The following is a 14,944-nucleotide window of genomic DNA, read 5'->3' as shown; positions in this document are numbered from 1 at the left end:
AAGTCAGGCAATACTTAAACCCAATCAGTTTCGGAACAACCTCGTGCGAAAAACTAAATGTCTCGGTCTCATCGTTATTGTCGGCATTCTGCTAAATATTCTGATCGGTCAACTCACTTATCAGCAGGTCAAACAACATCTGGCTGAAAAGCTGATCCTGGACGTAAACCAGCTGGGACAAAAACTCGATGCTCAATTAAACCGCTACAGCAAGCTACCAGAAGTGCTTGCCAATGATCCTCGCTTGCTGGCACCTCTCACCAATGAAAACCATAATCGAGCTGACACCAATCAACTCCTTCAACAATGGGCAAAGACGTTGGGGGCCGACACCATTTATCTTATCGACCATAGCGGAACCACACTAGCAGCCAGTAACTGGCAGCAGGCCAACAGCTTCGTCGGGCAGAACTATGCGTTTCGCCCTTATTTCAGGCAGGCGATAAACGGTCAGCTCGGGCAATATTTTGCATTGGGTGCCAGTTCAGACAAGCGGGGATATTACTTTTCAGCGCCAGTATACAATCAGGGAGAGATTAACGGAGTCATCACGATCAAGGTCGATTTGTCGCTGGTTGAAGACATCTGGCAGTATGAAGAAATTGAATACGCAATCGCTGATCATAACGGTGTTATTTTCTATAGTTCCGAGGATAACTGGCTGTATCGCTCACTTATCCCACTCAATGAAGAACTCAAAACACAAATCATCAGCTCACGTCAGTATGGACAAGCTGCACTGTTGCCGCTTACTCAGTACCGCAATCTGGCTGAATTCAGTAACCAGGAAATAAGCGATATCACAAGCCCGTTGCAGGAGCAGGCAACATCCTATGTCGTTGCTAGTCATGACATGGCACAGGCGGGATGGTCAATTTATGGCTTTAGCCCGATTCAAGCTGCCTATCAATACGTTGGGCAGGCAATAATGATGTTCTCTGTTTTCTATGCCCTGCTTTGCCTTGCACTTACCTCATGGTGGCAAACTCTCAATACCCAAAAGGCCCTGGCACAACTGAATGACCAACTGGAACAGCTGGTCATCAAGCGAACCAAAAACCTGCTTGAAACCAACCAGCAACTGCGGGAAACCATAGAGCAATATGAACGTAGCCAGGCCGAGCTGAAACAGACCCAGAGTGAACTGGTCCAAGCCGCCAAATTGGCCATGCTGGGCGAACTATCAGCCAGTATCAACCACGAAATAAACCAACCGCTTGCAGCAATGCGAACCTACGCAGAGAACTCTCGCAAGCTGTTACAAAAAGAGCGCTATGATTCAGTAGCAGGTAACATCGAAGAAATCATCAAACTGAACCAGATGGTGGCAGACATCATCGCAAGGTTTAAGGTATTTGCCCGTAAAGCCAATGATAACCGCGAACGCACTGTCGCCGCAGATTCAATCCGGGCGGCAATTGGGCTGCTAAGAAACCGGCTGATTAAGCAAGGCGTGATCCTTCGAATGGATGAACTGCCTAATGACATCATGATAAATGCTGACGCAGTGCAATTCGAACAGGTCATCATTAATCTGCTCAGCAATGCAATCCAGGCATTGGCTAACGCCCATCAACCACAGATAGGTATCAAACTGGAAAGTGGCGATAGCCAAGTCAAAATTCATATCTGGGATAACGGCCCGGGACTTGATGATGGTCAGAAAAAAAGGATTTTCACGCCATTCTTTACCACCAAAAGTGACGGATTGGGCCTTGGCCTGACCATTTCCCGCCGGATCATCGACTCCTTTTCCGGCTCTCTGACTGTCACCGACCACACTGGTGGTGGTGCTGAATTTATTATCACGCTTCCCCGCTGCACAGAGGAATTAGAATGAACAAACAAGTAATCTTTATCGATGATGAAAAACCGATCCGCGACGCACTGGGGCAGACACTTGAGCTAGAGGATTACGATGTCACGCTTTACGCTTCTGCCAAACCGGCGTTGGAAAAGCTCGATAATCATTTTCCCGGTGTCATTATTTCCGATATCAATATGCCGGGAATTGATGGCATTTCGTTTTTAAAACAAGCTCTGGCTATCGATCCAGAGCTGGCAATCATAATGCTGACCGGCCATGGCGATATCTCTACCGCGGTTGATGCGATGCGTCTCGGCGCTTATGACTTCCTGGAGAAACCCTTCTCTACCGATAACCTGCTGGATGTCGTCAAGCGCGCAGCAGATAAGCGAGAGCTTGTCCTGGAAAACCGTGAATTGCGTCGTGAGCTGGAAGCCCAAAGCGGACCAGGGCCACGTATTCTTGGTAATACACCACAGATAAAACAGCTGCGCCGGATCCTATCCCATATTAAAGATACCCCGGCAGATGTGATGATCCACGGTGAAACCGGTACGGGTAAAGAATTGGTAGCTCGCTTTCTCCATGATCACAGTATCCGCCAAGACCACCCTTTCGTCGCCATTAACTGTGGCGCCATACCGGAAACCATGATTGAAAGTGAGCTATTCGGTTATGAGCCCGGGGCCTTCACCGGCGCACAAAAGAAACGTGTCGGTAAGATTGCTTATGCCGACGGCGGTACGCTGTTTCTCGATGAAATCGAATCAATGCCAATGTCACTGCAAATAAAGCTGCTAAGGGTGCTGGAAGAACGCATAGTCGAGCCGCTGGGTACAAACAAAGCAACGCCGTTAGACATCCGCATTGTAGCGGCAACGAAAGTGGACTTGAAACAAATGAGCGAGCGGGGTGAATTTCGTCAGGACCTCTATTACCGCCTCAATGTTGTCAGTGTTGATATTCCGCCACTAAGGGAACGCAAAGACGACATCCCGATGCTATTTCAAAATTTCGCCCGCTCGGCATCCACCCGTTATGGGATTGAACCGCCAACGATCAACCCTGAGCTGCTACAGAACCTGCTAGAGCATGACTGGCCGGGTAATGTTCGAGAGCTTCGTAATCTGGCAGAAAGGCTAGTTCTGATGGGCGATACACCGACAATGGAAACCACCAACCAGTTCAGTGAAGAGCCTCTGACAACAACACTGACAGAGCGCATGAATCAGTTCGAGTTTACGCTGATCTGTGACGCCCTCAAGCGTCATAACGGGAGACTGAAAGAAGTGCAGACAGAGTTGGGATTGGCCCGCAAAACCCTTTACGACAAACTTAAGAAGCACAATATAGACAAAGACGACTTCAAAATTTCGGGATAACGCCTATCTGGCGGCAGGTTAGCATATCGTTAGGAAATATACCTGTCGCCTCGGATCTCCCTCCCCCTTCTTTTCTAACGCCATTTCAATTCGCTCACATTCCCATATTTTCAGCTCAAGTTAGTAATGTAACAAAGCCCAGATTTTCATTTGAAATACGAACCATCTTCAGGAAGCGTCATCCGGTATTGATTCAAAAATGGGGGGACAAAGTTTCTTTTGCTAAATTAGCTTAGTTCACTGAACACGCTTTTATTGTCTGAGCTGACAATACGGAAAGCTGTCGGTCAACAATGCAAGCCTGTCGGACCATTTCAATATCGCTGACAGCTAAGTGTTTTTTTCATCTGCTGCATCACAGTAGGTTCAGAAATAACAACAGCCGGGCTTCTTCTAAGAACGCAATCAACGCATCCGGAATTATTCAGATTTTAGCCAGAGTTACATCTATGACCTTATATCGACAATTAATCTCATGGTCCTTAGTGATGTTCACGCTACTAATGTTGACTGTAGCTACGGTCCACTTTACTTCCATCCATTCCCTAATTGCCGGACAATATAACCAACAAATAGCACTAGATTTAAAAAGTGCCCAATACGTCATCCAGCTTAAACACAGTCACAATGACTCCCTCTCGGAGATTGCTGACGAACTGCTTAACACCCATCAATGGAGTAGAGTAGTAATCACCGAATTATCATCAGGAAAAACGGCTGAAAAGCGACAGCTTGTTAATTTCAATAATGTACCAACATGGTTCGTCAGACTGGGCTTGTTTGAACAACGCAGCATAAGCAGGCCCCTGAATAGCAAATTATTTCCAGCTATGGAAATCTCTGTTGTCATAGAGCCCGTCGCCCCTTATCAACAGCTATGGCACTCATGGGCCCGATTTATATTTCTGATGCTGGCATTCTTTCTCTTAACCACTGGTTGCTTCTGCTACCTGATACAACGCCCTTTAAAACCGCTGACAACAATCATCAGCCAGTCAAAACAGCTGATGAACAATCAGTTTGGTCCCCCTTTCCCATTGCCGACAACAGCTGATCTAAAGACCGTAGTTAAAGTCATTAATCACCTAACAACACAGCTTGAAATAAACTTCAAAGTGCAGGCTAAAGAAGCAGTAAAATTAAAAGAAGAGGCTTACCGGGATCCGGTCTCTGGCTTAGGTAACAGAAATTTCTATGTAAGTCAGCTCAATTCATGGCTGGCAAACTCTGCTAGGGGAGGACTGGCGATACTGAAAACATCATTAATTGATGACTGTTATCGACTTCAGGGTTTCGGTGAAGGAGACAAGCTTGTGAAAGAGATTGCGGGGCGATTGAATGAAGCGATAATCCTGAGTGATATCACCCTCGCCCGTCTTTCTTTTGATGAGTTTGCTTTATTAGCTCCTACTGTCACCGAAGATAAATTACAATCAGTCGCTGAGAGCATGAAGACCGTTGTTGAAACCGCTCACGAAATTTTCCTTCCTGAAGCAATTCTCTCAGTACAGGTGGGTCTGCTGATCAACACAACACCATCTGACGCCAGTACCTTGCTGACACAACTGGATAACGCGCTAACAAAAGCAGCACTGAATCCGCAAAACCCTATTGCCCTAATTGATGAACATGCCCCTCACTCAATTCTTGGAAAACAACAGTGGAAACAACTGCTGCTTGAAGCGATTGATAATGACTACTTTGTCTATCAGTTCCAACCGGTTTCCTTAATGACCAACGGGATTTACCAATATGAAGTCTTTACCGCTATTAAAAAAGCACAACAGGTTTATACCGCCAGCGAGTTTCTCGGCGCCATTGAAGATTTGGATGTGGGCAGTTTATTTGACCGCCATGTGATAGCCCAGCTTATCAATCGATTAAATGCCAATCCTCAACTCGGACCGCTGGCCATCAATATCACCAACAGCAGTGTTAAGGATCCTGCTTTCATTCGGTGGCTAAGTAAGATTCTGGAGAAAAACCAGATACTGGCCGATCGATTATTCTTTGAATTACCCGAGGAGAGCTTTGTTCGTTCACCAGATTCAACCGGGCTGCTTTGCTCAGCAATCCGTTTTTATAAATTCCGATTTGGCGTCGACAACTATGGTCGTCATTTTAAATCGCTAGATTACCTCAAAGAGTTTCGTCCCGACTACGTCAAAATTGATTTTGCTTATACAAACCAACTCAATGATCGGATACGGGCCAGTGTGCTTTCCTCAATTTCCCGCACCGCATACAGCCTGAATATCATGACAATCGCCACACGAGTGGAAACCCAAACTCAACTGGACCGCCTGTCTGAGCTTTTTGTGAGTGGGTTCCAGGGTTTTATTATCGAACAGCAATGTATGGAACGAGAAGCAGCGGCTTCTTATATCTAGCTTTTGTTTGCACTGAAATCAGCAAAACAATTTACAGTGTAAATATTCCTGAGTTTACTCTCTGGGGACAATGGATGAGGAGGCGAGATGTCGCCAAGAGATGATCAATAGACCATCTCGTATTTTTGAGATATGTCATACAACACATAACTCACCAAGACTTATGTTGAAAATACAAAAGCGTGGTACAAATTTACAGTGTAAATGATGGCTACAGCGACAACCTCTGTAATGCACGTTCTTTATAAAGCAAAGTAGACGGGCCATGCTCTTGTTGAATGTTCAGGCGCTCTCTTTCTATCTGACAACTAACTCCTGAATACAGGCGGTTAACCGCAGTTATCGAAATCTGATCTAACATCGCCTGATATTCTTGCTTCAAGGTGAGATATGACGTTTTTAGTGTCAACATTTTTTGTTGACTGGCTACCGTCGTAGTTTTAATTTTTTCTATTAATTCGGGGGGCGCTTTGCTGTCGGAATTTTCAGTAATTTCAGCTGCGCCTCTTTGATCTTTTGCAATTGAGCATGCTGCTGTTCAACGGCTCGGTAAGCATCATTAAGTTGCTCCCTCAAGCTTGTGTAATGACTGAAAGCAATGATCTCTGTCTGTATACCGGCCAATGCACCAATGTTTAAGGCTCTAACACCGTAGTCGGCTTCAATATATCCACCGCTTAATGTTCCGTGTCGACTGAACTCATCAATAACTTGCACCACCCCCTGGGTCTTGATCACACAGTGGAGAGCATGAAGAGAGAAGCAAACATCTTTTCCAGCCTCTATCTCAACAAACTGAGCGAACTTACTAGTTACTTTACCAGAGGCCTGAACGTAACAACCCAGCTTATTGCCTTCTTGCTGACGACCAATGATTCCCTTCACGACTGCAATATCACCACCGGCACGAAGCTCCGCCAATTCAACAAAACCATTAACCGTAATATTGCCGGTCGCAAACACTTTCATTCCCGGAGATACGTCACCATTAATCAAAATACTGCCATCGAAGTTGATGTGACCAGTGGAAACATTAACCCCATTTAGCGTCAGCGCATCGTCAACCGTCATTCCATTTTGTACAACAACGGGTAAACCGGATTTCGTTGCCATCAACAGCGAATAATCGTTCTCACAGAGCTCAGTTCCTTCACCCACATTGTAACTCGCATCATTACCCGGAATGGCTGCCATGGCCTTGCCAAGGACATTAAAACCGGGGACGCCTTCTGTCGCAGAATGCTTACGCATGATTGCCTGCCCGGCCCTGACTGTAATTAGCTCGCCGAGATCACGCATATCTACCTTGCCGTCATTCCCTTCCTGCGGACGAAGAATACGACGACTGGCATCTTCTACTAATGGTTCGAATACGGCATCTCTACCATGTTCAGGCTGACGGCCAAACGCAACCGGTAATGTGAATTTTTGACCGGGAGTCAAATTAACCGCTTGATGCAGCAACTCCTGCAACTGACTTTTTCTGATCCCTTTAACAATGCCATTTTCTTTTAAAGCATTAATCAACAAATTTCCGTTAGGTACCGAACCACCGTACGCTCCAATCACGGTAATCGACGCAGCCATTAAATCCGGATCAGTCTTAACGACCAGGGTTGCATCGCGGCGTTCTGCGATAACAATATCAGCCGAATCATCATCCGGTTTCGTTTCATTTTTTTTGCTTAAAGGGGATTGCAGGACAGTATCGATTGCGTTTTCATACAAATAGAAGTCCAGTGCATCAAGCTCAGCGAGCTGAGTCACTATATCATCACGAGTCAATTCAGCCTCAGCAGGCAGATTGGCCACCTGTAATGAAATAGTTTGACCATCTTGAGACAGCTTAAGAAGCCGTTGTGTCATTGAGGACTCCTACTCAGAAATCAGAACCAATGTCATTTAAAGCGATTCTACTGATTCCATCTTACCGCAACCTTGAAGAAACCAAGTATTTTCCAAGTCACAGAATCATCAGTAATTCGGAATCTGACTTTCAGCAGAAGCGTCATACAGCCATTAGAAGCTTCTGCAAAGCAAATTCCTTGCTATACATCAATCCAAAATATGAGTAAAAAAAGTAACAATAAAGATGGGAAAGAGAAAGAAAGGGGTGGCAAATGACACCTCAAATTCACCAAATGGGTGCAATTCCACCCACCGCTGAATTAAAAAAAACAGCAAATGAAAATTAACCCTTATTTTTCAATAAGTTAATGTTTTTACGGTCATTTTTAAAAGTTGGCACAAGAATAGCTATATGTTATTACCAACCTCGGACTGCATATTACACGTTGCTGTTAGTTCCCCCGATATAACAGCAATGTCTTAGTCCAAGCTTGCCCCGAACTTTCGGGGCATTTTTTTATCCGTTAAAAGTCAATCGCCAATTTCATTATCTGTTCATCTGTCAGCCAAGTATCAGAATGAAATTGATAGCAATATTCAGTGCTATCCCGCTCTGAGGGAGTTAGGTAACCATCCAGCACATAAAAGCCTTGTAATACCAGCTCATATGACGCTTTTAACTCTAGCGGTGAAGCCGCTCTCAGGAAGAGACAACGCTTATTAAGGCGCGAGATACACACCTTCTCACCGACATCAAACCCCTCACATTCAAGCGAACATTTGTGAAGACGAGCAGCCATCCCATCCTTACCCGGAGAATATTCTAAGTCAGGATTGGTAACAGGCGTAAATGGCATCATTATCTTCTTAAGGGCTTCGCTTTGAACTTTAATTAAACTCATGGCCTCTCCCCTAAAAATAAAATCACTATTATCGGCGAAACTTATGACAAATAATTTCACCCGTTATCTTATTAACTCTAGACTATTTTATGGAAGGAAGACCAAATTTTTGCCGCCCTATAATCTCGGCATAGAGACAGGCCTAAGTTAGAAAACACAAGATTATGGCTGTAGGTGACGTCAGGAAGAGCTCGGTACTTTTTATCTAAAGCTAAAAATTAAGAAGGGCAAGGTAGATTCAGGTGAAGAAAGAAAAGGTAATTTACACTGTAAACCATTCATCATCATGAACATAAATTTAAAATTTACAGTGTAAATAACAGCAAAAGCGTCAGAGTTTACAACGCCGAAAACTCGGTAATTTTCTGCTGACCACGATCTTCAAGAAAATTAAGGAAAACACGAGGGTGATGGGTAATAACCTGATCAAGTGGAAAAGCGACTTTCTCTAATAGTTGACCGACCTGATTAAAGTTGCCCACATCGTAAGCAAAATGCGCATCTGAACCAGTAGTGATCCTGGCACCACATTCTTTAGCAAAGGCCGCAATCTCTTCACAGCGCGACTCACTCCCCTTGCGAGAACCAGACAATGAAGAGTTATTTATCTCAATCACCACATTGTGTCTTGCCGCTTCGGAAATAACCGTTTCAAAATCAAAGTCAAAATTAGGATTACCGAGATGTCCCAAAGCATGAACCCTTTGACTGCGAATCACGTTTACCAACGTCTGAGTATGGGCCCGGGAATCAGCAGGTCGATACACAGGTTCATGAAAACTTGCAATCACCCAGTCAAGCTGCTCAGTAATTCTTTGGTCCAGATCTATATCACCAACCAGATTTAGTATGTTAGCTTCAACACCACGAAGAATCCCGACACCATGAAGAAAGCGAGGCAGGATGCGCTGGTTAGCAAAATGCCAAAAATGAGGTGATCCCGGCATTGTCGGAGCATGATCAGTTGTGCAGAATAGAGCCAATCCTTTTTGCGCAGCAGCCTGGGCATTTTCAAGTAAGGTACTGTAGGCATGGCCACTTGAAATAGTGTGGGTATGGGTATCAATGACAAACTGCATAAACTAAACTCCTTACAAAAAATAAATCAACAATCCAATCGTATCTGCCGGGCTATCTTCAGGTTAACCTGACAAGAAGCTGAGAGCTGACCCAGTCACGCAATGCTCTCTCGGCCATCTTTCGACTGACAAAACCGTAATCCGAAATAACTTTTTCCCAGCTCTGGCGCTGCAATACCTTTGCTACCGCCAGACTTAACAACGGTGAAACCTCAACACTGTGCTGCGCTAAGAGGGCCTCTAAACGGGATTGGATACTAGCGATAACCAGATCATACCCCAGGCCGCCGTCTGCGTAGACCTCTAATTGACGGGAAATGATTTCCATCTCTGCGCCGTTAGATGAAGGCTCGGATTTAACCGTTCGCTGAAACAACTTGATGAATAGCTCGGGAGCTAACTCACGAAACTGTTCAACACGTTGAGCTTGAAAATTGAAACTAAAAATATGTTCTGCAGCATCCAACCAATTTGACGCCGCGGCTGACAGTGGTAACACAGTCAGTAAGGAATGCGCCCCACTGGCAGCATCTTTGGTAACTCCAAGTCGAATCGGACAGTAGCCAGCTCGGTTCCAAAAATCGAACAACTCAGGAACTAAACCAAAACTGGTTCCAAGGTAATCCAATTGTTTTTCTTCAGCCCAGCACTGGCAGTAATCCAGTATCGCCAGACCAATCCCTCGTTGTTGCAACTCAGGATGAACAGCTATTCGCATGATCCGGGCACAACGCTGCGTCGCAGCTTCAGCAATAGCGACATGTGCAGCAACAGACTGCGGTAGCAAATGTCCACGCATACGTCGCTTACCGAGGGTAATTTCCTGCGCTAACTCCGATGAAAAGCCACCTTCAATGCTTAACAGACAACATCCAACAACCACATCATCGGCCATTGCTACAACAAGTTGGACAAATTCATCATCAAGCAACTGAGAAAGATCTGACGGCGATGTCTGGTAATGAGCATTAACCAAAAGCCCAAAAACTTGTGAAAGTAAAACCTCATCACTCAACAGAGTTTCAGTAGAAATGCAAAGATATCGTATCGATTCCTTAGCTATCTTGTCAGCATCAACTGAAGGATAATCGGCATCCAGCAACAAAGCTTTGAAAGTCCACAGCTCCAGCGGATCCTGTTCTGCCCAGCGTATTGGCTGGCTCATTTGCAGTTGTCGCCATTGTGGCGCGATCACATCCAGTTGCTGACGGAACTTAATCGCAAATCCCCGCCCGGTACCTTCATAACCATGAATAGTACTGGCAAACGCGATCCGGTTATATTGATTCAGCAAGCGAGTGAGAATCGGAGCTGGAATGGCTGCCGCCTCATCAACAATAAGGAAATCCAGACAAACATCTTTTGCCAGTAAATAATCTGGGGCAAAAAACTCAATTTGGCTCTTGTCGTGTTCAAGTTTTCTCTGCTGGTGATAATCCAATCCCAGACACCGTGAGGTATGAAAAAACAGAGTATCAGCATTTGCATAAGAAGGCGCGGTTACCCCGATACGTAATCGACGTTCAGACATCAGACTTGCAGCAGCAATTCCAAGAGCCGATGATTTACCCCTTCCCCGATCAGCTGTAAGCACTAACGGGCGCTTGCGGTGTCCAGTTACTACACGGCGAATTGCACACACAGCCTGATACTGTTCGTCGTTAAGGCAACCAAATTCAGTATCCCTGTATAGTGAGCAAGTTGACGCAAACTCCGGCAATGACGGTAACGCTTTGTCAGGCTCAAGCCATAGCACTTCCGGACTTGATAACAACGACATCAAACGACGGACAGAAGGCAATGCACTTTCGTCACCTTCCCGACACGAAGGTGGAAGTAGTAATAGCATACCGCCACCTCCAGTCACTGTTCCCGATAATGCGCCCAATGCTTCAACATCGACGCCTTGATGGGCATTGTAAACAAGGAAGTTGCACTCCTGACCCAGCCACTTTTTCGCCTTTTTCAGCGGAATGGAAGTCAATTCTGACGGCGCACTTTCTCCGGCCCAAAGGGTGTGACCATGTACCGATGCAAACTGACTGGCAATATTTATTCCCCAGTTGAGCGGTCCTTCGGCGACTACCAGAAAACGAACATTCGCCTTGGAAACACGCTCGGCAAGCGCAGTGCAAAAACCGATAAGTTCAGACATTTCAATACTCAATTATTACTTACACCGGGATCATAGCATGATGAGATAGCCAAACGACAAAACAACCTGATTGATAACGATGTATCTAGACATAAAAAAACCACGCCTGATGGCGTGGTTCTGTGCGGGTAAATTTGCTTTATTTCAAATAGTCCGATAGATAGGCAAGGATGTCATCGGCCTGGCGCTCGGTGAGTTTCTTCAGCTTTAACTGAAGTTTGTCACCGTCGCGGGTAAAGGTCACTTTACCTTTGATCAGCTCCTGAGCTTTAGGTTTTTCAACTTCAACCTTTGGTTTCAGCGCTTCACCCATTTGTTCAAGCAGCATGGTCACTTCACGGGTAATGCGGGTAATGCCCTGGGCATCAATCTTCTTCCACATTGCCGTTTCGCCATCGCTAATATCATTGATCAGCTGCTTTTGCTGGTCATTATCAAGACCGAAAAATAGGCGGTGCAACTTAACAATGGTCGGGCGCCCCAGCTCACCGACACTCGGATAAGCCATCAACAGCTCCATCGGCAGGCTAGCCGCTTTCAATGCACCGCTAACCAGCGCTTCACTACATTGACAGTATTTCGCCAACTCTTTCTGATCAGCCACTTTGCCGGTTTGCAACAACATCTGCATTTCTTTACCGCGCTCGAACAAAGATAACGGCTTATGTGCATTAGCGACATCAGACAGGAATTTAGCGTGCTCACCATTGATCCCCTTGGCAACATAAACTAGGAAATCTTTGTTTGCCAGGATACAGGACATTCGACGGCGGCTACCGTCAAGCACTTCAATTCCACCGTCATCAAGCCAGCGACCCACTGCCGGATATTGCTGGCCCCGGTCTTTCAGCGTACTAAGAATATCGGCCAGCGCATGCTCATTCAGAAACGCCTGCTCACGGGCATTTTCGGCAAAAACCTGCGTTTTCGTTGCTACTTCGCCAGCGGCGATCTTAACCAGTTCAAAAGCAACAGTTTCTTCACCGGCAACAGCCAGCTCAATCACAGATGCTTTATCACGAGCCGCAGTTTGCGCCTCAGTTGCATTAGTTGCCCGGCGTTTATCCGCTTTGCCGAACAGACGAGCATTGAGATCTTTGGTTTTGATTGCCATCTGTTATGTTACTCCTGATTCAAATTCGCCCAGTGGCTGTGCATCACGCGCTCAAGCTCAAGGCTGACGCGCTGAATAGCGTCCTGAGCAGTCGACAAGGTTTTCTTACCACCTTCAAATTCAGCCGCAGTGAGATCAAAAACGGTACTGTAGGTATCGGCACAAGTCTCAAACGCACGGCTTCGCGGTACCGTAGCCATCATTACCTGATCACGAAGCAGATAGTTCATCTCAGTCAAAACAGAGACCTGCTTCTTATTGTCATCTTCAAACATGGTTGGCATCAAACGAATAAACTCAAGGCCATGCCACTGTTCCGGAAACATCTCATAGACAGTTGGCAAGTGCTGGAAAAAGTTAACCGTGGATGCCCAGTCAAGACGCTTGGCAGCACACGGAATGATCAGCGCATTTGAAGCGTACATCGCATTCCATACCAGTGGATCAATGTGCGGACCGGTATCTATCATAATGATGTCGAACTCATCCGCAATCGGATCAATCACCCTGTCCTTAAGCAGACGGACAATATCAAGATCCTGATTAACTGCCAAATCTTGCCATGCATCGGCATTGAACATGGCATCTTCCGGGAAGGCTGCAATCGTCTTAAGGTTCGGATACTGAGTAGGAAGAACAACATTGTTCATCATGAACTCTTTATCCATTTCCTGGCCTTCAGGCACGTTACCCAACATTACATCCACAGCAGAATAGATAGTGTCCTGATCACCGACACTAATCTGAGGGTTAAGGAATAGACGAAGCGAACCCTGTGGATCAAGGTCTATCAGACAAATGCGATAGCGTTTATCCAAATCAAGTGCAAGGCATGCAGCCAGATGAACGGCCGTCATCGACTTACCGGTGCCACCTTTCTGGTTCTGGACATTCACTACCCACGGCTTACGACCGGCACCTTCACGCTCATAAAAAGCAGGCTTTTTTGCCGCTTCCATTAACTCATGCGCTTCTTCTAGCGTAATAGAGTAGTGGTTGGCATTGTTTTTCGTAAACTGATGACCATCGGCTTCCATACGAGAAATTGCATCATCCAGTTTACGACGGGTTAGTCCCGATCGTGTTTCCATCAGGGCTTTCGACATCGGCGGGAAAAGCTCTTCACGACGCTCTTCCAATACGATTTCGATTCGGTCAGCCTGAACCTGTTTCGTTTGCTCAGCAATGTTGAGCAAATTTTCAATCGTCTGTTCCCTATTCATTGTAATTGTTCGCCATCATTAGTGTTTTGCCACATTGTACAGCAAACAAAGTCTCATACAATAAAAAGCTGAACAAACCAGTGTGATATTCATCTCAGGTGAAAATAAGAAAAAAGACCAAAAAACAAACCAAGATGGACCATCAATGATTCAAAATTAGCGCTGTAATTACCCTAATATAAACACCCAATAAAAGTGTTACAGCGTCACTGCTTTACAATGTAAATTGGCCTAATCCCCGGAAGCGTATAAATATTGACTGAATTACGGTAGGTGTCATTTCAACTTCAAGCAATTTCATTATCATTTCTGGTCTTTATTCAATTTCAATCTGAAATAATAAACCGAACTCAACGATCAGCCTGAAATCATAAAAAAAAACGCCATGCTCAGGCAGTGAAGAACATTTAACCAATAACACTTGATCATTGTTCCGATGAAAAACGGCAAAACAGAAACGATGATCAAGGGGATTCACACCGTAAAATAGTAAGAGAGAGATAAAATGATCTGTCTGAGTTATACGGAAAAATGATCAAGAAACAGATCCGACAAAACATGCAAACCAGATCGTTTCCGGAAGCATGTAAAAAACAGACTAACTTACGGAGATTGCAGATTCCAATTGGCTTTGTCAGCCACATAAAGCCAGAATCCGTAGCTTCAGGCCTGATTTCAACTGTAATTGAAATCAAATTGAAATACAGCAACGCCATCTTGATCATGCGTCCGCTCCCGGACACATGTACTTCTATCTGAAATTTACGGCGGGTGTCATTTCAACTTTGTTTAAATAACGAGCAGAAGGAAGAGAACAGGCCGGATCAGAAATTGAAATACCGCGACTATGATCATCTTTCCGGTAGAAAAGACCGCAAAAATAGTCCATTAAAACAGTAAACGACTGGCCAGCACTGAATAAGCCTGTGGATAACCTGTTTTTACACCATGATCATCGTTTCTCAGCGTTGATGATCATAGTTACGGATTATTGATGATCACCCTTCCGAGCCCCATTTGATCATGCTTTCATTATCTGTATGA

General features: G+C 45.3%; 10 protein-coding genes. 3 read left to right on the top strand and 7 right to left on the bottom strand.

Annotation, left to right across the window (positions count from 1 at the left end):
* Positions 1-43 precede the first annotated feature (43 nt).
* The 3 genes from AACQ93_RS16960 to AACQ93_RS16950 all read left to right on the top strand — a co-directional run bounded on the left by AACQ93_RS16960 (position 44) and on the right by AACQ93_RS16950 (position 5,579).
* Positions 44-1,840 (top strand): sensor histidine kinase, encoded by a 1,797-nt coding sequence (locus AACQ93_RS16960; RefSeq protein WP_064606810.1) that lies wholly within the window; start codon positions 44-46, stop codon positions 1,838-1,840.
* A complete protein-coding gene (locus AACQ93_RS16955) occupies positions 1,837-3,189 on the top strand; it encodes a sigma-54-dependent transcriptional regulator (protein ID WP_064606807.1) in 1,353 nt (450 codons plus the stop codon). The genes AACQ93_RS16960 and AACQ93_RS16955 overlap by 4 nt, the downstream gene beginning before the upstream one ends.
* A gap of 488 nt (positions 3,190-3,677) precedes the next feature.
* Positions 3,678-5,579, top strand: a complete 1,902-nt coding sequence (locus tag AACQ93_RS16950) for a bifunctional diguanylate cyclase/phosphodiesterase (RefSeq protein WP_084419274.1) — start codon at positions 3,678-3,680, stop codon at positions 5,577-5,579.
* Between the two features lie 211 nt (positions 5,580-5,790).
* Here AACQ93_RS16950 and AACQ93_RS16945 read toward each other — a convergent pair whose 3' ends face one another.
* The 7 genes from AACQ93_RS16945 to AACQ93_RS16915 all read right to left on the bottom strand — a co-directional run bounded on the left by AACQ93_RS16945 (position 5,791) and on the right by AACQ93_RS16915 (position 13,900).
* The gene (locus AACQ93_RS16945) at positions 5,791-5,940 is read right to left on the bottom strand and encodes a hypothetical protein (protein WP_232323347.1); all 150 of its coding nucleotides are present in this window, start codon (positions 5,938-5,940) and stop codon (positions 5,791-5,793) included.
* A 92-nt stretch (positions 5,941-6,032) separates the two neighbouring features.
* Positions 6,033-7,445 (bottom strand): DUF342 domain-containing protein, encoded by a 1,413-nt coding sequence (locus tag AACQ93_RS16940; RefSeq protein WP_232323346.1) that lies wholly within the window; start codon positions 7,443-7,445, stop codon positions 6,033-6,035.
* A gap of 506 nt (positions 7,446-7,951) precedes the next feature.
* On the bottom strand, positions 7,952-8,329 hold the full coding sequence (locus AACQ93_RS16935) for a hypothetical protein (protein WP_157097596.1): 378 nt from the start codon (positions 8,327-8,329) through the stop codon (positions 7,952-7,954).
* Between the two features lie 338 nt (positions 8,330-8,667).
* On the bottom strand, positions 8,668-9,408 hold the full coding sequence (locus tag AACQ93_RS16930; RefSeq protein WP_064606798.1) for a phosphatase: 741 nt from the start codon (positions 9,406-9,408) through the stop codon (positions 8,668-8,670).
* A 58-nt stretch (positions 9,409-9,466) separates the two neighbouring features.
* Positions 9,467-11,563 (bottom strand): tRNA(Met) cytidine acetyltransferase TmcA, encoded by a 2,097-nt coding sequence (locus AACQ93_RS16925; RefSeq protein ID WP_064606795.1) that lies wholly within the window; start codon positions 11,561-11,563, stop codon positions 9,467-9,469.
* A gap of 139 nt (positions 11,564-11,702) precedes the next feature.
* The gene (locus tag AACQ93_RS16920) at positions 11,703-12,677 is read right to left on the bottom strand and encodes a ParB/RepB/Spo0J family partition protein (protein WP_007463272.1); all 975 of its coding nucleotides are present in this window, start codon (positions 12,675-12,677) and stop codon (positions 11,703-11,705) included.
* 8 nt (positions 12,678-12,685) lie between these two features.
* A complete protein-coding gene (locus AACQ93_RS16915) occupies positions 12,686-13,900 on the bottom strand; it encodes an AAA family ATPase (RefSeq protein WP_064606792.1) in 1,215 nt (404 codons plus the stop codon).
* Positions 13,901-14,944 lie beyond the last annotated feature (1,044 nt).

It is taken from the genome of Photobacterium sp. J15, assembly GCF_963870815.1.
GTDB classification, from domain to species: Bacteria; Pseudomonadota; Gammaproteobacteria; order Enterobacterales; family Vibrionaceae; genus Photobacterium; species Photobacterium marinum.
Note: the sequence above shows the minus strand (reverse complement) of the source record. Positions and strands in the feature narration are given on the sequence as shown.